Origin of the sequence: Streptomyces sp. NPDC047061 (assembly GCF_040643955.1) — a bacterium.
Taxonomy (GTDB): Bacteria; Actinomycetota; Actinomycetes; order Streptomycetales; family Streptomycetaceae; genus Streptomyces.
This window is the reverse complement of the sequence record NZ_JBEYVI010000003.1, coordinates 56,465-72,801: the sequence shown is the minus strand read 5'-3', so window position 1 is coordinate 72,801 and position 16,337 is coordinate 56,465. Positions and strand designations below refer to the sequence as shown.

The window sequence follows — 16,337 nt, the reverse complement described above, 5'->3', positions numbered from 1 at the left end:
CGGACCATCGGCCCCTCGGCTGCGATGGTCGCGGAGCCGGACGGTCGCCGCTGTAGCCGTTTACACAGCGCGGGACGCGTGCTTGTCAGGTCTCCGTGCCGTGTGGTTGTCCGGCGGCGAGCAGGCGGAGCGGGTCCAGGTCGGCCACGGCCAGGGTGCCGGGGCCGGTGCGGACCAGGCCCTGTTCCCGTAACAGGCGCAGGGCCTTGGCGACGGCCTCGCGGGTGGAGCCCACGGACGCGGCCAGTTCGTGCTGCGCGAGCGGCAGCCGTATGGTCACGGCCTCGTTCTCCGGCCGGCCGGTGCGGTCGGCCAGTTCGACCAGGCGCTCGGCGAGCCGTTGCAGCACGGTCATGGAGGCCAGGGCCCGGCGCTCGTGGTCCGCGCTGCGCAGCCGCTCGGTGAGCTGGTTCATCATCAGCGCGTTGGCGTGCGGCCGGGAGGCGAGGAACCGCCGGAACCGCTCCCCGGGCACGACCAGTCCGGTCACCGGGCCGAGGGTGCTCACCGAGGCGCTGCGCGGGCGGCCGTCGAGCGCCGCCATGTCGCCGACGACCTCGCCGGCCCGGCGCAGCGCCAGGATCAGCCGGCCACCGCGCTCGGTCGGCGTCCACACCGTGCACCAGCCGCTGAGCAGGACCACCGCGAACGTGGTGCGGTCGCCTTCCGCGACGACCGTCTCGTACGGCGGGTACTCGTGCCGGGTGCCGAGTCCCGCCAGTGCCTCCCGGTCCCCCGGACCGAGGCCACCCATGAAGGTATGCCGCTCTCCGAACAGCCCCACCGTCGTCCCCCGACCGCTCGCCCCCGAACCGGATCACAAGCGGAACCCCAAGGGCCCCTCGGATCCGTCTCCGCCCGGCGCGTCTCCCGCCAGGCAAGAATCTCAGCGTAGCGCTCTGGGCACGGAATGTGCGCGCCGTTACCGGAACGAGCCCGGACCCTTCCCCGGAATACCCCTGGGGGGTATACATGTTGGCGTCACAGAAGGATCCGCACCTGACACCGGGGGTCGGTCATGGACCACGAGCACGCCGTCCACGAGCACACTGAACACACGCACGCACCGCACACACCCCACGAGGCACCCGGCGCCGCCGGCACCTCCTGGGCCATGGCCGCCCAGGCCACCCTGCACTGCCTCACCGGCTGCGCGATCGGCGAGGTGCTCGGCATGGTCGTCGGCACGGCGTTCGGCTGGGGGAACCTGCCGACCACACTGCTGGCGATCGTGCTGGCGTTCTTCTTCGGCTACGCGCTCACCATGCGCGGGGTCCTGAAGGCGGGCGTCGACCTGCGCACCGCCCTGCGGGTGGCGCTGGCCGCGGACACCCTCTCCATCGCCGTGATGGAGCTGATCGACAACGGCACGATCCTGGTCTGGCCGGCCGCGATGGACGCCCAGCTGGGCGACGCGCTGTTCTGGGTCTCGCTGGCCGTCTCGCTCGTGCTCGCGTTCGTGGTGACCGCGCCGGTCAACAAGTGGACGATCGGGCGGGGCAAGGGGCACGCGGTGGTGCACCGCTACCACCACTGAGCGGCGGGACCTCCACCACCGGGCGCCAGGATCTCAGAGCTCCGGACCGTCTCCCGGCCCCTCCTGGTAGGAGTAGCGCTGCTCCTTCCAGGGGTCGCCGATGTTGTGGTAGCCGCGCTCCTCCCAGAAGCCGCGGCGGTCGGCGGTCATGTACTCGATACCGCGGACCCACTTGGGGCCCTTCCAGGCATACAGGTGCGGGACGACCAGGCGGACCGGGAAACCGTGCTCGGCGGTGAGGAGCTCGCCGTCCTTGTGGGTGGCGAAGAGGGTGCGCTCGGCGGCGAAGTCCGCGAGGCGCAGGTTGGAGCTGAAGCCGTACTCCGCCCAGACCATCACATGGGTGGCCTCGGGGGCGGGCGGCGCCAGCTCCAGGACGGTCCGCGCCGGGATCCCGCCCCACTCCGCGCCGAGCATGCTGAACTTCGTCACGCAGTGCAGGTCGGCGACCACGGTGGCGTAGGGCAGGGCCGTGAACCGCTCGTGGTTCCAGGCCTGCGCGCCCCCGTCGGCGGTGGCGCCGAAGACCCGGAACTCCCAGCGCTCGGGACGGAACTTGGGCACCGGGCCGTAGTGCGTGACCGGCCAGCCGCGCTGCAGTCGCTGCCCCGGCGGAAGCTCGGCTCCCGCGGCTTCCCGAGACGCGTGCTCCACCGGATGACCCATGCCTTCCATCCTGACAGACCACGGGCGGTGCACCTGACCAGGCAGACCGCCCACCGATCATCAAATCGGTCAACTTCCACCAAGTATGGACTTACTTACTAAGTCAGCACTTACTGGACGATCTTCTACGCCGGTGCAATCATGCGCCGCAGACACCCCAGTCCGTGGAAGGAGCCTCTGCGATGCAGGGCGACCCCGAGGTCATCGAATTCCTCAACGAGCAGCTCACCGGCGAGCTCACCGCGATCAACCAGTACTTCCTGCACGCGAAGATGCAGGAGAACTTCGGCTGGTACAAGCTCGCGAAGTACACCCGGCACGAGTCGTTCGACGAGATGAAGCACGCCGAGGTGCTCACCGACCGGATCCTGTTCCTGGAGGGGCTGCCCAACTACCAGCGGCTGTTCCACGTCCGTGTCGGGCAGACCGTGAAGGAGATGTTCGAGGCCGACCGGCAGATCGAGGTGGAGGCGATCGACCGGCTCAAGCGCGGGATCAAGGTGATGCGCGAGAAGGGCGACATCACGTCGGCGAACATCTTCGAGGACATCCTCAAGGACGAGGAGCACCACATCGACTACCTCGACACCCAGCTGGAGCTGCTGGAGAAGCTCGGTGAGGCGCTCTACCTCGCACAGCTGATCGAGCAGCCGGAGAGCTGACCCGGGCGGCTCGGCCTAGGCGGCTTCGCCCAGCCCGTCGAGCCCGCCGTCGATCTCGGAGAGCACCGGACGACCCTGGTCGGCCAGCTCGCGGCGGGGGCAGGCGCCCCGGCCGAGGATCGCCTGGATGCGGCGGACGCACGAACCGCAGTCCGTGCCCGCCTTGCAGGCGGACGCTATCTGGCGAGGAGTGGCGGCGCCGTCCTCCGCGTGCTGCTTGACCTGCGCTTCGGTCACCCCGAAACAGCTGCAGACGTACACGCGGATTCACCTCCCGCCGGGTCGATAAGGTCAACCTAACCTTACCCGGCGTCCCCGGCCCGCAAAAGTCCGAAGGGGCGCGGATCGCATGTGATCCGCGCCCCACGGCATGTCCGGGTGGTTACTGGTCCCGGTACATCTCCGCGACGAGGAACGCCAGGTCCAGGGACTGGCTGCGGTTCAGCCGCGGGTCGCAGGCCGTCTCGTAGCGCTGGTGCAGGTCGTCGACGAAGATCTCGTCGCCGCCGCCCACGCACTCGGTGACGTCGTCACCGGTGAGCTCGACATGGATGCCACCCGGGTGGGTGCCAAGCCCCTTGTGGACCTCGAAGAAGCCCTTGACCTCGTCGAGCACGTCGTCGAAGCGGCGGGTCTTGTGGCCCGAGGCCGCCTCGAAGGTGTTGCCGTGCATCGGGTCGGTCACCCAGGCCACGGTGGCACCCGAGGCGGTGACCTTCTCGACCAGCTCGGGGAGCTTGTCGCGGACCTTGTCCGCGCCCATCCGGACGACGAAGGTCAGCCGGCCCGGCTCGCGGTCCGGGTCGAGGCGGTCGATGTACCTCAGCGCCTCCTCGGCCGTCGTCGTCGGGCCGAGCTTGAGGCCGATCGGGTTGCGGATCTTCGAGGCGAACTCGATGTGCGCCCCGTCCAGCTGCCGGGTGCGCTCACCGATCCACACCATGTGCGCGGAGACGTCGTACAGCTTGCCGGTGCGCGAGTCGACCCTGGTCAGGGCGGACTCGTAGTCAAGGAGCAACGCCTCGTGCGAGGAGAAGAACTCGACCGTCTTGAACTCCTCGGGCTCCGCGCCGCAGGCCCGCATGAAGTTCAGCGCGTTGTCGATCTCGCGGGCGAGCTGCTCGTAGCGCTGGCCCGACGGGGAGGACTTCACGAAGTCCTGGTTCCAGGCGTGCACCTGGCGCAGGTCCGCGTAACCGCCGGTGGTGAAGGCACGCACCAGGTTCAGCGTCGAGGCGGACGCGTTGTACATCCGCTTCAGCCGCTCGGGGTCCGGGATCCGCGCCTTCTCGTCGAAGTCGAAGCCGTTGACCGAGTCACCGCGGTACGTCGGCAGGGTCACGCCGTCGCGGGTCTCGGTCCCCTTGGAGCGCGGCTTGCTGTACTGGCCGGCGATCCGCCCCACCTTCACCACGGGCACCGACGCGGCGTACGTCAGCACGGCACCCATCTGGAGGAGGGTCTTGAGCTTGTTGCGGATGTGGTCGGCGGACACCGCGTCGAAGGCCTCGGCGCAGTCGCCGCCCTGGAGGAGGAACGCCTCTCCCTTGGCGACGGCCGCCATCCGGGCGCGCAGCTGGTCGCACTCGCCCGCGAAGACGAGCGGCGGATACGACTCCAGCTCCGCAACGACTGCGCGCAGAGCCTCGGGGTCGGGGTACTCGGGCTGCTGCGCCGCGGGCAGGTTTCGCCAGGTGTTGCCAGCGCCGAGGCTGGTCTTAGCGTTCACGGTCACCTCGTAAACATTACGGGGTCGTGTCGCCATGTTTTCCTCCGGCTCGACTGGTGAGACAGAGCGATTGTCCTGTGGACAGAGGGTGGGCTGCGGTAAGGTTTTCCGCATGTTCGCGCACTCGATCCAGAACTGGTGGTGGACCGCTTCTCCGGCGGCCCACTGACTGCGCGTACGCAAGACTTCGCGAAGGCCGCCCGGAGGGGCGGCCTTCGGCGTTCCCGGGGTCGTTCCTCTCCCAGCTGTCTCACCTGTCCCACCCGACAAAGGACCGCAGAGGAACCATGGACCTGAACCAGTTGCTCCACGACGACCGTCCCTTCGCCCTGCTCCGCCGCCGCACCCCCGGCCATGACGAGAGCACGGTGGAACTCCTTGTCGGCCCGGTCACCGCCCACGACCGGCTCGCCGACCTGCCCGAGGAGGGGCTCGCCCTCGTTCCGTACCGGCAGATCCGGGAGCGGGGGTTCGACGTGCGGGACGACGGGACGCCGCTGCTGGCGCTGACCCCGACAGTGGTATGTCACATTCCACTCGACGAGGCCCTCGCCGCCCTCCCCTCCCACGACGTCCAGGTCGAATCCGGCGCCTTCGACGTCGACGACGACGCGTACGCGCAGATCGTCGGCCGCGTGCTGCGCGAGGAGATCGGCCGCGGCGAGGGCGCGAACTTCGTGATCCGGCGGACGTACCAGGGCGAGATCCCGGGCTTCGGGCGCGCCGACGCGCTGGCCCTGTTCCGGCGCCTCCTCGAGGGCGAGCGGGGCGCCTACTGGACGTTCGTCGTGCACACCGGGGACCGGACGCTGGTCGGCGCCAGCCCCGAGGTGCATGTGCGGATGTCCGGCGGCACGGTGGTCATGAACCCGATCAGCGGCACGTACCGCTATCCCGCCGAGGGCCCCACCCCCGAGCACCTGCTCGGCTTCCTCGCCGACGGCAAGGAGATCGAGGAGCTGTCGATGGTCGTCGACGAGGAGCTCAAGATGATGTGCACGGTGGGCGACATGGGCGGGGTGGTCGTCGGGCCGCGGCTGAAGGAGATGGCGCACCTCGCGCACACCGAGTACGAGCTGCGCGGCCGGTCCTCGCTGGACGTGCGGGAGGTCCTGAGGGAGACCATGTTCGCGGCGACCGTGACCGGGTCCCCGGTGCAGAACGCCTGCCGGGTGATCGAGCGGCACGAGGTCGGGGGCCGGGGCTACTACGCCGGCGCGCTGGCCCTGCTCGGCCGGGACTCCGGGGGTGCCCAGACCCTCGACTCGCCCATCCTGATCCGGACCGCCGACATCGACGCGGACGGGCGGCTGCGGGTCCCCGTCGGCGCCACCCTGGTGCGCGGCTCGGACCCGGTGAGCGAGGTCGCGGAGACGCACGCGAAGGCGGCGGGGGTGCTGGCGGCCCTCGGCGTACGGCCGTCACGGCCGCGCGCCGAGCAGTCGCGCCCCCGGCTGGCCGACGACCCCCGGGTGCGGGCGGCGCTGGACGGGCGGCGGGCGTCACTGGCGCCGTTCTGGCTGCGGATGCAGGAGCGGTCCGCGGAACTGACCGGGCACGCTCTCGTGGTGGACGCCGAGGACACGTTCACGGCGATGCTCGCGCACGTCCTGCGGGCCGGCGGGCTGGACGTCACCGTCCGGCGGTACGACGAGCCGGGGCTGCGGGCGGCCGTGCTCGCGCACGAGGGGCCGGTCGTGCTCGGCCCGGGGCCCGGTGACCCGTCCGACCTGGACGATCCGAAGATGCGGTTCCTGCGGGAGCTGACCGCGACCGTGCTCCGGGAGCACCGGGACGGGGTGCTGGGCGTCTGCCTCGGGCACGAGCTGATCGCGGCGGAGCTGGGGCTGGACATCGTCCGCAAGGAGGTCCCCTACCAGGGGGCGCAGGCGACCGTGGACCTGTTCGGGCGCCCGGAGACGGTCGGCTTCTACAACAGCTTCGTGGCCCGCTGCGACGACGAGGCGGCGCGGGAGCTGGCCGCGCACGGCATCGAGGTGAGCCGGGCGGAGAACGGCGAGGTGCACGCCGTCCGGGGACCGGGGCTGGCCGGGGTGCAGTTCCACCCCGAGTCGGTGCTCACGCTGAACGGGGCGGCGATTGTGCGGGAGTTGGTAGGACAGTTGCGCGGCACTGGAGCAGTTCAGGCTTGAGTTTCGGGTGCGGGTGCGTGGGGGCTGGTCGCGCAGTTCCCCGCGCCCCTCAGGTGTCTCGCCGTAGCCGGTGCGTAAAAGCTCGGCCTTCCCCCGCTCGGCCCGCGCGCCGTCACGGTGACCGTGACGGCGCGCCGACCGAGCGGGGGAAGCCGGCCGTCAGCCGAAGAACACCCCGACCTCCTCGTACAGCTTCAGGTCGACGGTCTTCAGCTTGGCGGTGGCCTCCGCGATCGGGACCCGGACGATGTCGGTGCCGCGCAGCGCGACCATCTTGCCGAAGTCCCCGTCGCGGACGGCGTCGACGGCGTGCAGGCCGAAGCGGGTGGCCAGCCAGCGGTCGAAGGCGCTGGGCGTGCCGCCGCGCTGGATGTGCCCGAGGACGGTGGTCCGGGCCTCCTTGCCGGTGCGCGTCTCGATCTCCTTGGCCAGCCACTCGCCGACCCCGGAGAGCCGGACGTGCCCGAAGGAGTCCAGGGATCCGTCCTTGAGGACGGCGTCGCCGTCCTTCGGCATGGCGCCCTCGGCGACGACCACGATCGGGGCGTACGACGCCTTGAAGCGGGAGGTGACCCAGGCGCACACCTGGTCGACGTCGAAGCGCTGCTCGGGGATGAGGATGACGTTGGCGCCGCCGGCGAGCCCGGAGTGGATGGCGATCCAGCCGGCGTGCCGGCCCATCACCTCGCACACCAGGACCCGCATGTGGGACTCGGCGGTGGTGTGCAGCCGGTCGATGGCCTCGGTGGCGATGCCGACGGCGGTGTCGAAGCCGAAGGTGTAGTCGGTGGCGGACAGGTCGTTGTCGATGGTCTTCGGCACGCCGACGACGGGCACGCCGTACTCGTCGGTGAGGCGGGCGGCGACGCCGAGGGTGTCCTCGCCGCCGATCGCGATCAGCGCGTCGACCTCGAGTTTGGCGAGGTTGTCCTTGATCCGGCGGATGCCGTTCTCCTGCTTGAGCGGATTGGTCCGCGAGGAGCCGAGGATGGTGCCGCCGCGGGGCAGGATGCCGCGTACGGCGGGGATGTCGAGGCGGACGGTGTCGCCTTCGAGGGGTCCGCGCCAGCCGTCCCGGAAGCCGACGAAGTCGTAGCCGTACTCCTGCACGCCCTTGCGGACGATGCCCCGGATGACGGCGTTGAGCCCGGGGCAGTCGCCGCCTCCGGTCAGTACTCCGACCCGCATGGAAATGTCCCTTCGCCGCGGTTGCCTGGTGGGACTCACGCTAATGGTGATCCAGCTCACACAGGGATGGGCACGGAAGGGCAATTCCGGTGAATTGTCGGGCGGTTGGTTTACGGCCGCCCGAAGATCAGATCAGTCGTCGGTTCGGTCGGCGGCTCAGTCGTCGTCGAGGCCGGCCTCTATCGCGTAGCGCACCAGCTCCACCCGGTTGTGCAGCTGGAGCTTGCCGAGGGTGTTCTGCACATGGTTCTGGACCGTGCGGTGGGAGATGACCAGGCGCTCGGCGATCTGCTTGTAGCTCAGGCCCTTGGCGACCAGCCGCAGCACCTCGGTCTCGCGGTCGGTGAGCCGGGGCGCGTCGGGCCGGTCGGCGTCCGCGGCCGGGGCGGGCTCGGAGGCCAGCCGGCGGTACTCGCCGAGGACCAGACCCGCGAGGCCGGGGGTGAAGACCGGGTCGCCGACGGCGGTACGGCTGACCGCGTCGAGGAGTTCCTCGGTGGACGCCGACTTCAGCAGGTAGCCGGTCGCGCCGGACTTCACCGCCTCCAGGACGTCGGCGTGCTCCCCGCTCGCCGAGAGGACGAGGACCCGCAACGCCGGGTTGTGGCCGACGAGTTCCTTGCAGACCTGGACCCCCGGCTTGGCCGGCAGGTTGAGGTCCAGGACGAGGACGTCGGGCGCGGCGGCCTTGGCTCGGCGCACCGCCTGGTCGCCGTCCCCGGCGGTGGCGACCACCTCGAACCCGGACTCGGCCAGGTCCCGGGCGACCGCGTCGCGCCACATGGGGTGGTCGTCGACCACCATGACCTTGATGCTCATCGCCGCTCCGCCTTCCCCGGGGAGACCTTCGGTACCTTCAGCTCGACTTCCGTGCCCTGCCCGGGGACCGAGACCAGCTCGGCGCTGCCCCCGAGGTCACGCAGCCGCCCCCGGATGGACTGGGCCACCCCGAGCCGCCCCTCTCCCTCGGCCTGGGCGAGCCTGCCCTCCGGGATGCCGGGGCCGTCGTCCCGTACGGTGACCACGACCTCGCCGGGCTCGTCCTCGACCAGGATCCAGGCCCGCGCCCCGTCCCCCGCGTGCCTGCGCACATTGTCCAGGGCGGCGCCGACGGCCGCGGCCAGCTCGCGTGCGGCGCCCGGCGGCAGCTCCACCGGCGCACCGGGCTCGGCGAGGCTGACCCGGGATCCGGCGTACCGCGCGAGCAGCGTGCGCAGGTCGGCCGGGCCGCTGTCGTCCGGCTCCTCGACGAGGCGTACGACCGCGCCCTGGGCCTCGTCCTCCGAGACCCGGGAGAGCGGCACCAGGCCGCCGGAGACCAGCGTCCGCAGCGCCACCTCCTGCTCGCCCGCCAGCCGGCCCAGTTCGGCCGCGTCGCCGCCGAGGACGGTGCCGCGCCGCTGCACCATGGCGAGCACCTGGAGCACGCCGTCGTGGATGTCCCGGGCGAGCCGCTCCCGTTCCCGGGTCGCCGCCTCGATCTCCAGGGCGCGGGCGAGGGTGCGCTCGGAGGCGCGGGCGACCTCGACGACGTACCCGATGGCGATGGAGGCGACCCAGACCAGGACCACGCTGTGGACGGTGTCGCGGGCCGGGTGGCCGCGCTCGACGAGGTTGGCGACGGCGACCGGGGTGGAGGCGAACGCGGCCCACCGCCAGCCGCCCTTGAGGGCGTAGGCGAGAACCGAGCCGGCGGTCCAGATCGACGGCAGGGTCGGGCCGCCCCGGTCGATGTGGCCCTGGGTGACCACCCAGGGGGTCAGCAGGATGCCGGTGAGCGCGACGGCGAGATCGACGGCGAGGAAGCGCTTGGTGCAGGCCGCCGCGTTCTGCACGCGGGGCAGGGTCGCGAGGGTCCAGACGGTCAGGACGGCGAAGTAGGCGATGGCGACGCCCGCGCGGTCGTAGTCGTCGTAGGCGGAGGCGAACAGGCCGATCGCGTAGAGCAGGGTCAGTACGCGGTAGCCGGTGAGGGCACGCCACAGGGGCTGCTCGACCGACATCCGTATGACGCGTTCCCGCTTGCTCATGTCCCCCAGTCCCCCCTGCCCGTCCCCGTGCCGCCGCGGCTGCCGAGCACCGCTGCAAGTGCCACGCTATGCCGTCGGCCGGCTGCGGCACCGTCGTGGCTGGTCGCGCAGTTCCTCCCCCAGCCTTCGGCTGGGGGTACCCCCAGCGCCCCTTCAGGGCGCTGCCGAACCGCAGCGGACTTCGCCGGACCCGCTCAGGACTCGGCAGCCTTCTTCTCGGCTCTCCGTGCCGCGTCCTTCCCGGCCTTCGCGGCCTCCGCGATCTGCCGCTTTGCTGCCGTCGCGTAGATGTCCACGTACTCCTGGCCGGAAAGTTTCATGATCTCGTACATGACCTCGTCGGTCACCGCGCGCAGCACGAACCGGTCGTGCTCCATGCCCTGGTAGCGGCTGAAGTCCAGCGGCTTGCCGATCCGGATGCCCGGCCGCATCAGCTTGGGCATCACCTGCCCCGGCGGCTGGATCTTCTCCGTGTCGATCATGGCGACGGGGAGGACCGGGGCGCCGGTCGCGAGCGCCACGCGCGCGAGGCCGCCGGGCTTGCCCCGGTACAGGCGGCCGTCGGGCGAGCGGGTGCCCTCCGGGTAGATGCCGAACAGCTCGCCGCGCTCCAGCACGTCTATGCCGCTCTGCACCGCGGCCTCGCCGGCGCCGCGCGCCCCGGAGCGGTCCACCGGCAGCTGGCCGACGCCCTTGAAGAAGGCGGCCGTGAGGCGGCCCTTGACGCCGGGCGTGGTGAAGTACTCGGCCTTCGCGATGAAGGTGACCTTGCGGTCCAGCACCGCGGGCAGGAAGAACGAGTCCGAGAAGGACAGGTGGTTACTCGCCAGGATCGCCGGGCCCTCGGCCGGGACGTTCTCCAGGCCCTCCACCCAGGGCCTGAAGGTGACCTTCAGCGGTCCCCCGATGGTGACCTTCATCGCGCCGTACAACAACCCAGTGCCTCCTGTTTCCGTCGATCAGACCTTAACCCGGAGCGCCGGGAATGGCCCCGACGACCCTGGTCGGTGTCAGTGCCGTCGCGTACGGTGAAGCACAACTGGAGTCGTCGTCCATGCCCCTCGCAGTTCCGCCCTCTCTCAGAATTGGAGACCGAAGGTGCCGGTTCTCCCCGGAGCCGAGCCGTACCGCCATGACGGCGGGGAGGTCGGCGTCCTCCTCTGCCACGGTTTCACCGGCTCGCCCCAGTCGCTGCGCCCCTGGGCGGAACACCATGCGGCACACGGCCTGAGCGTGTCCGTTCCCCTGCTGCCGGGGCACGGCACGCGCTGGGAGGACATGCAGGTCACCGGCTGGCAGGACTGGTACGCGGAGGTGGACCGCGAGCTGCGGCTGCTGCGCGAGCGCTGCTCCCAGGTGTTCGTGGCGGGCCTGTCCATGGGCGGCACGCTGGCGCTCCGGCTGGCCGCCAGGAACGGTACGGGTGTGGACGGCGTGGTGATCGTCAACCCGGCGAACAAGGTGCACGGCCTGTCCGCGTACGCCCTTCCGGTGGCCCGGCATCTCGTGCGCACGACGAAGGGCATCGCCAGCGACATCGCCAAGCCGGGCGCCGCGGAGACGGGGTACGACCGGGTGCCGCTGCACTGCGCGCACTCGCTGCGGAACTTCTTCCGCCAGGTGGACAAGGAGCTGCCGCAGGTGACCCAGCCGCTGCTGCTCCTGCGCAGCACCCGGGACCATGTGGTTCCGGCGGTGGATTCCGCCCGGATCCTGAGCCGGGTGTCGTCCACGGACGTAACGGAGGTCGTGCTGGAACAGAGTTACCACGTGGCGACGTTGGACCATGACGCGGACCGGATCTTCGAGGAGAGCCTCGCCTTCATCGGCCGGCTCGCACCCAGTGTCGGCAAGGAAGGGACGGCCGCAGTTGGCTGAGCACGACTCCGACCGCGAGGACCGCGAGCCGGACGAGACGGGGGTGCCCTTCGACGAGGCGGCCGCCTGGGCGGCGATCGTCGCGGGGTACGGCGACGAGCCGCCGGACCCGCCGGGCACGAAGCCCTACAAGCCGGTGCAGGATCTCGCGCTGCCTGCGACCGACGAGGACGAGGACGAGACCGAGAAGGGCGCCGAGGCCGCGGGGACCGCGGCCGGGGCGACGGCCGAGGAGCCACGGCCCGTGCAGCCGCTGGGGGGTTCCGTCTCCTTCGCGCCCGGGGTGGGCCCGCGTGACTACACGGCGCCGGAGGCGTCGGAGGACGACTTCGACGATGACGACGACGGGCACTTCGTGCCGCCCGAGCCGCCGCCGCTGCCGGAGGCCGACGCGACGGCCAAGTTCGCCTGGCTGGGCGTGGTGGGCGGGCCGGTCCTGCTGCTGCTCGCCGTGCTGCTGGGCTGGGACATGACCTGGTGGCTGGCGACGCTGGGCATCGGCGGCTTCCTCGGCGGCTTCGTCACGCTGGTGACCCGCATGAAGACCGACGACGACGAGGACGGCGACCCCGGGCGGGGAGCCGTCGTCTGACCGGTCCACGCCTGCCCGAGGGCCCGTCCGGAGCGATTCCGGACGGGCCCTCGTGTTTCCCGCCCGATTCCCGCCCGATTCCCGTCCGACGGCTTGGGGTCAGGCCGAGGGCACGCGGAGCGCGGCCAGCACGGGCAGGTGGTCGGTCGCCCGCGTGAGATCGGCTTCGGTCACGCCGGGCTGGTCCAGGGGGACGCCGCAGCCGAGCACCTCGATGCCCTTCGTCGCGAAGACGGCGTCGATGCGCTGGTGGGGGTCGGTGGACCAGGAGGTGAACTCGCCGCCCCAGGGGGCGGTGGTACGGCAGTCCTGGAAGGCGTCGGCCAGGCGGCGGAAGGTGCGGCCGTCGGGGCGGTCGTTGAGGTCGCCGCCGACGACGGCGTGCGCCACGCCCATGCCGGCGACCCGGTCGAGGAGCATGCCGCCCTGCTCGTAGCGCTCGTCCTGCTGGAGGCTGAGGTGGAAGCTGGTGACGCCGAGGCGGGCGCCGCCGAACCGGACGACGGCGGTCGCGAGGCCGCGGCGGTGCAGGCCGGGGGTGAGCGGGAGGAGGACGTCCTCGGTGCGCTCGACGGTGGCGCGGAGGTCGCAGAGGATCGCCGGGCCGGCCGCGGTGCCGCCCCCGGTGAGGATCACCAGGTCGGAGGCCGAGGCCAGGCGGGCGAGCTTCTTGCGCCAGCGGAAGAAGCGGGGGGCCTCCTGGATCAGGACCAGGTCGGGGGCGCAGGCCCTGATGACGCGGGCGAGGGCGTCGGTGTCGTCCCGCATGGAGCGGATGTTGTAGCTGAGGACGCGGATGACGGCGGAACCGTCGGGCTCTGTGTGGGAGTTGGGGAGCGGCGCCATGTGGATCAATGTACGCCGGGTCGGGGGGCCGTGCGCCTACTGGGGTGGGGCGCGAGGTGGGTGGGCGACTGCCGGTGCGTTGTGGCTTGTCGCGCAGTTCCCCGCGCCCCTAGGGCGTTGCGGTTGCCGCATCCCGAAAAGTCCAGGGCGCTACATGATCGGGTCGGGCTCCCGGGCCAGGTCGGCTGCGCCCACCAGGCCGGCCTCGTTGCCGAGTTGGGCCGCGATGACCTCGGCCACCGGGCGCCAGTTGCCGCCCACCAGCCAGCGCTTGTAGGACTTGCGGATCGGGTCGAGGACCAGTTCGCCCTCGTCCGAGAGGCCGCCGCCGACGATGAACGCGGAGGGGTCGAAGAGGGAGGCCAGGTCGGCGAGGCCGGCGCCGGCCCAACGGGCGAGCTCGCGGTAGGAGTCGACGGCGACCGGGTCGCCCTGCCGGGCGGCCATGGAGATGTGCTTGCCCTCGATGCCCTCGGGGGTGCCGTCACCGAGGCCGAGCAGGATCTCGGCGTGCTCGGGGGTGGCGTTGGCGCGCTGCTTGGCGTAGCGGACGAGGGCGCGGCCGGACGCGTACTGCTCCCAGCAGCCCTGCGAGCCGCAGCCGCACAGCAGCCCGTCCGGGACCATCCGGATGTGCCCGAACTCGGCGGCGACGCCGAAGTGCCCGCGGCGCAGCTTGTTGCCGATGATGATGCCGCCGCCGAGGCCGGTGCCGAGGGTGATGCAGATGACGTTGCGGTGGCCCTTGCCGGCGCCGAACTTGTACTCGCCCCAGGCGGCGGCGTTGGCGTCGTTCTCCACGACCACGGGGAGGCCGACGCGGGCCTCGACTTCTTCCTTCAACGGCTCCTGGCGCCAGTCGATGTTGGGCGCGAAGTAGACCGTGGAGCGCTGCCGGTTCACGTAACCGGCGGCGCCGATGCCCACGCCGACGATCTCGTGCCCGGCACGGGCGCCCTCGACGGCGGAGGCAATGGCGTCCACGATGCCCTCGGGCGTGCCCGGGGTCGGCACCTTGTGGGTCGAGAGGATGTTGCCTTCCTCATCGACCACGCCGGCCGCGATCTTCGTGCCGCCGATGTCGACGCCGATGGTGAGTCCCATGAATCCCTCAGTTTCGGTCGAGCCCCGCTACGGCCAACCGTACCCGAGGCCCTGCCGTCGGGTTCTCGTCGTCCGTCCGGTGAGCGGACCGGTCGGCGGGACGGGGCGCGGGACGGAGGGATTCGACGGGGGTGTCAGTCCAGGTCGATGCGTTCACCGGGGCCGGCGTCGTCGCCCGGGTCGTGCTTGCGGGAGGTCCAGCGGGTCTCCTGGGCCTGGACCGCGGAGCGGTAGGCGGCGAGGAGTTCACCGCCGGCCGCGGCCAGGTGGTCGAAGACGTCCGGGTTGCGCTCTATGACGGGCTCGACGGCGTTCTTCGCCTGCTGGACGACCTGCCGGACCACCTGCTGGGCGGCCGGTCCGGCGACCGCCCCGAGCAGCGGGGTCTGGAGGCCGGACAGCTTTTCGGCGACGGCGTCGACGAGTTTGCGCAGTTCCTCGGCGGCCGACCCGGGCGGCGCGCCGTACTGGGCGCGACGGCGGGCCTTCTCCGCCTGCAGGTCCTCGGCGCAGGCGGTGGCCCAGGCGTCGTCGTCCGTCGCCCGTACCTCGTCCGCGGCCTCGGAGGCGTCGGCTGTGGGGCCTTCTTCGCTCATGACGGACTCCTGACTACGGTTCGTCTCTACGACGTTACCCGAACGGGCGTACCGGTTTCACCGTCAGCGCGGCCACAGCTCCGGGTCCGGTGCGAAGCGCAGCCGCAGCTCGCCGTCGCGCAGTCCGGCCCCGGCGACGGTGCAGCGGCGCAGGGCCGACGGCAGGGCGACGATCCGGCGGAAGCCGCCCACGGTGATCACGACCTCGTCGCCGCGCCGGACGAGGTCCAGGCCGTCCCGTATCGCGCCGGGCAGCGGGATGTGCCAGACGAGGACGCCGTCCTCCTCGATCCGGTCGGCGACGGGCCACTCGACCGGGGCGGGCGCCGTGTTGACACCGGGCACGGCGAGCGCGGCGAGGTCGTCGGTGCCGCGCGGGTCGTGCCCCAGGTGGGCGACGGCCGCGACCTCGTACGCCTCCCCCCACTCCGCGAGGGTCTTGCGCTGCTGGGCGACGAGGGTGTGCAGGGGCGTGGCCTCGGGCAGCACCCGGTTGGCGATCAGGGTCGCGGCGGACAGGCCGCGCAGGGCGAGGCCGAGGCGGGCGGTGCGGACGGCGTCGGCGCCGGCCGGGCCGGGTTCGGCGACCAGGCGTACGGCGGTGTCGCGGTCGGCGAGGACGGCCTCCACGGCGGCCAGCTCGACGTCCCAGCGGGCCGCCGTCTCGTACAGCCACTCCGCGGGCATGGGGACGCCGGCGAGGCGGCCGAGGACCGGGCGCAGGGCGCGGGCCGCCTGCCGCTCGGGCGGGAGCAGCCGGCGCAGGTACCGGCGGAGCTCCTCGGGGAGGGCGAGGAGGGCGAGCGCCTGGGGGGCGGGCGGGAGGTCCACGACGAGCAGCTCGTAGCGCTCGGAGAGGGCGGCGTCGCGCAGGGCGCGCAGGAAGGACAGTTCCTCGGCACCGGGCAGCGGGGTGAGCTCCTCGGCGTCCAGGCGGGAGGCGCCGAGGAGGTCGAGGACGTTCGCGGCGCGGCTCTGGAAGGCGGTGAGGTCCTCGCGGAAGCGGGCGGCGGCGTCGGGGCGCCAGGCGGTGAAGGTGGGGGTGACGCGGGTGGGCTCCGGTCCTGTCGCCGTGCCCAGGGCGGCGCCGAGGGTGTCCGTGCGGTCGGCGCTCAGGACGAGGGTGGGGGTGCCCTCGGCTGCGGCGCGCAGGGCGGTGGCCGCGGCGACGGTGGTACGGCCGCTGCCGCCCGGGCCGGTGATCAGGATGGTGCGCATGAGGGTGAACCGTAACGGACGTCCAGGTGAGCCCTCGTTACAGCGGGCGTGGGGGGTGTCACTTACCGGCGTTGGCAGGGTGCCTCCCCCAGCCTTCGGCCGGGGGGACCCCCAGCGCCCACCCGTGCCGCCCTGCGG

The 16,337-nt window shown here is 71.9% G+C and carries 18 protein-coding genes; 6 read left to right on the top strand and 12 right to left on the bottom strand.

The window, feature by feature from the left end; translation table 11 throughout:
* Positions 1-85: 85 nt before the first annotated feature.
* Positions 86-754 carry a Crp/Fnr family transcriptional regulator gene (locus ABZ887_RS06400; RefSeq protein WP_361283504.1) on the bottom strand — a complete coding sequence of 223 codons (669 nt, stop codon included), beginning with the start codon at positions 752-754 and terminating at the stop codon, positions 86-88.
* 264 nt (positions 755-1,018) lie between these two features.
* On the opposite strand from ABZ887_RS06400, the gene ABZ887_RS06395 reads away from it, so the two are divergent.
* Positions 1,019-1,537, top strand: coding sequence for a DUF4396 domain-containing protein (locus ABZ887_RS06395; RefSeq protein WP_361283502.1), 519 nt, complete (start codon positions 1,019-1,021; stop codon positions 1,535-1,537).
* A 33-nt stretch (positions 1,538-1,570) separates the two neighbouring features.
* Here ABZ887_RS06395 and ABZ887_RS06390 read toward each other — a convergent pair whose 3' ends face one another.
* Positions 1,571-2,203 carry a sulfite oxidase-like oxidoreductase gene (locus ABZ887_RS06390; protein ID WP_361283500.1) on the bottom strand — a complete coding sequence of 211 codons (633 nt, stop codon included), beginning with the start codon at positions 2,201-2,203 and terminating at the stop codon, positions 1,571-1,573.
* Between the two features lie 182 nt (positions 2,204-2,385).
* Between ABZ887_RS06390 and bfr the strand changes: the two genes are divergently transcribed.
* Positions 2,386-2,865 carry a bacterioferritin gene (gene bfr / locus ABZ887_RS06385; RefSeq protein WP_361283498.1) on the top strand — a complete coding sequence of 160 codons (480 nt, stop codon included), beginning with the start codon at positions 2,386-2,388 and terminating at the stop codon, positions 2,863-2,865.
* Positions 2,866-2,880: 15 nt separating this feature from the next.
* Here the strand turns inward: bfr and ABZ887_RS06380 are convergent, their stop codons facing one another.
* Together ABZ887_RS06380 and ABZ887_RS06375 are read right to left on the bottom strand one after the other, a co-directional pair.
* Positions 2,881-3,126, bottom strand: coding sequence for a (2Fe-2S)-binding protein (locus ABZ887_RS06380; RefSeq protein ID WP_361283496.1), 246 nt, complete (start codon positions 3,124-3,126; stop codon positions 2,881-2,883).
* Between the two features lie 121 nt (positions 3,127-3,247).
* The gene (locus tag ABZ887_RS06375) at positions 3,248-4,600 is read right to left on the bottom strand and encodes a class II 3-deoxy-7-phosphoheptulonate synthase (RefSeq protein WP_361283494.1); all 1,353 of its coding nucleotides are present in this window, start codon (positions 4,598-4,600) and stop codon (positions 3,248-3,250) included.
* Positions 4,601-4,628: 28 nt separating this feature from the next.
* Between ABZ887_RS06375 and ABZ887_RS06370 the strand changes: the two genes are divergently transcribed.
* On the top strand, positions 4,629-4,763 hold the full coding sequence (locus ABZ887_RS06370; RefSeq protein ID WP_361283492.1) for a trp operon leader peptide: 135 nt from the start codon (positions 4,629-4,631) through the stop codon (positions 4,761-4,763).
* A gap of 118 nt (positions 4,764-4,881) precedes the next feature.
* The gene (locus tag ABZ887_RS06365; RefSeq protein ID WP_361283490.1) at positions 4,882-6,747 is read left to right on the top strand and encodes an anthranilate synthase family protein; all 1,866 of its coding nucleotides are present in this window, start codon (positions 4,882-4,884) and stop codon (positions 6,745-6,747) included.
* A gap of 159 nt (positions 6,748-6,906) precedes the next feature.
* Here ABZ887_RS06365 and ABZ887_RS06360 read toward each other — a convergent pair whose 3' ends face one another.
* The 4 genes from ABZ887_RS06360 to ABZ887_RS06345 form a co-directional block, all read right to left on the bottom strand.
* Positions 6,907-7,935 (bottom strand): 6-phosphofructokinase, encoded by a 1,029-nt coding sequence (locus ABZ887_RS06360; RefSeq protein WP_361283488.1) that lies wholly within the window; start codon positions 7,933-7,935, stop codon positions 6,907-6,909.
* Between the two features lie 156 nt (positions 7,936-8,091).
* The gene (locus ABZ887_RS06355; protein ID WP_361283486.1) at positions 8,092-8,754 is read right to left on the bottom strand and encodes a response regulator transcription factor; all 663 of its coding nucleotides are present in this window, start codon (positions 8,752-8,754) and stop codon (positions 8,092-8,094) included.
* A complete protein-coding gene (locus tag ABZ887_RS06350) occupies positions 8,751-9,965 on the bottom strand; it encodes a DUF5931 domain-containing protein (RefSeq protein ID WP_361283484.1) in 1,215 nt (404 codons plus the stop codon). Before ABZ887_RS06350 ends, ABZ887_RS06355 begins: the two co-directional genes overlap by 4 nt.
* Positions 9,966-10,159: 194 nt before the next feature.
* Entirely contained in the window at positions 10,160-10,897 is a 738-nt protein-coding gene (locus tag ABZ887_RS06345; protein WP_361283482.1) for a lysophospholipid acyltransferase family protein, read from the bottom strand.
* 166 nt (positions 10,898-11,063) lie between these two features.
* Between ABZ887_RS06345 and ABZ887_RS06340 the strand changes: the two genes are divergently transcribed.
* Entirely contained in the window at positions 11,064-11,843 is a 780-nt protein-coding gene (locus ABZ887_RS06340; protein WP_361283480.1) for an alpha/beta fold hydrolase, read from the top strand.
* Positions 11,836-12,435 (top strand): hypothetical protein, encoded by a 600-nt coding sequence (locus ABZ887_RS06335; protein ID WP_361283478.1) that lies wholly within the window; start codon positions 11,836-11,838, stop codon positions 12,433-12,435. Before ABZ887_RS06340 ends, ABZ887_RS06335 begins: the two co-directional genes overlap by 8 nt.
* A 99-nt stretch (positions 12,436-12,534) precedes the next feature.
* On the opposite strand, the gene ABZ887_RS06330 is transcribed toward ABZ887_RS06335, so the two are convergent.
* The 4 genes from ABZ887_RS06330 to ABZ887_RS06315 form a co-directional block, all read right to left on the bottom strand.
* Positions 12,535-13,281: an endonuclease/exonuclease/phosphatase family protein gene (locus ABZ887_RS06330; RefSeq protein ID WP_361283476.1), complete on the bottom strand. Its 747-nt coding sequence runs from the start codon at positions 13,279-13,281 to the stop codon at positions 12,535-12,537.
* Positions 13,282-13,431: 150 nt separating this feature from the next.
* Positions 13,432-14,385 carry an ROK family glucokinase gene (locus ABZ887_RS06325; RefSeq protein ID WP_089101131.1) on the bottom strand — a complete coding sequence of 318 codons (954 nt, stop codon included), beginning with the start codon at positions 14,383-14,385 and terminating at the stop codon, positions 13,432-13,434.
* Between the two features lie 134 nt (positions 14,386-14,519).
* Entirely contained in the window at positions 14,520-14,981 is a 462-nt protein-coding gene (locus ABZ887_RS06320) for a DUF5304 domain-containing protein (RefSeq protein ID WP_361283474.1), read from the bottom strand.
* 63 nt (positions 14,982-15,044) lie between these two features.
* A complete protein-coding gene (locus ABZ887_RS06315; protein ID WP_361283472.1) occupies positions 15,045-16,199 on the bottom strand; it encodes an ArsA-related P-loop ATPase in 1,155 nt (384 codons plus the stop codon).
* Positions 16,200-16,337: the final 138 nt, after the last annotated feature.

Coding starts and splice junctions, on each gene's coding strand:
- ABZ887_RS06400 (WP_361283504.1), bottom strand. CDS start 754: ATGGGTGGCCTCGGTCCGGGGGACCGGGAGGCACTGGCGGGACTCGGC.
- ABZ887_RS06320 (WP_361283474.1), bottom strand. CDS start 14,981: ATGAGCGAAGAAGGCCCCACAGCCGACGCCTCCGAGGCCGCGGACGAG.
- ABZ887_RS06360 (WP_361283488.1), bottom strand. CDS start 7,935: ATGCGGGTCGGAGTACTGACCGGAGGCGGCGACTGCCCCGGGCTCAAC.
- ABZ887_RS06390 (WP_361283500.1), bottom strand. CDS start 2,203: ATGGGTCATCCGGTGGAGCACGCGTCTCGGGAAGCCGCGGGAGCCGAG.
- ABZ887_RS06330 (WP_361283476.1), bottom strand. CDS start 13,281: ATGGCGCCGCTCCCCAACTCCCACACAGAGCCCGACGGTTCCGCCGTC.
- bfr (WP_361283498.1), top strand. CDS start 2,386: ATGCAGGGCGACCCCGAGGTCATCGAATTCCTCAACGAGCAGCTCACC.
- ABZ887_RS06395 (WP_361283502.1), top strand. CDS start 1,019: ATGGACCACGAGCACGCCGTCCACGAGCACACTGAACACACGCACGCA.
- ABZ887_RS06365 (WP_361283490.1), top strand. CDS start 4,882: ATGGACCTGAACCAGTTGCTCCACGACGACCGTCCCTTCGCCCTGCTC.
- ABZ887_RS06315 (WP_361283472.1), bottom strand. CDS start 16,199: ATGCGCACCATCCTGATCACCGGCCCGGGCGGCAGCGGCCGTACCACC.
- ABZ887_RS06350 (WP_361283484.1), bottom strand. CDS start 9,965: ATGAGCAAGCGGGAACGCGTCATACGGATGTCGGTCGAGCAGCCCCTG.
- ABZ887_RS06325 (WP_089101131.1), bottom strand. CDS start 14,385: ATGGGACTCACCATCGGCGTCGACATCGGCGGCACGAAGATCGCGGCC.
- ABZ887_RS06355 (WP_361283486.1), bottom strand. CDS start 8,754: ATGAGCATCAAGGTCATGGTGGTCGACGACCACCCCATGTGGCGCGAC.
- ABZ887_RS06370 (WP_361283492.1), top strand. CDS start 4,629: ATGTTTTCCTCCGGCTCGACTGGTGAGACAGAGCGATTGTCCTGTGGA.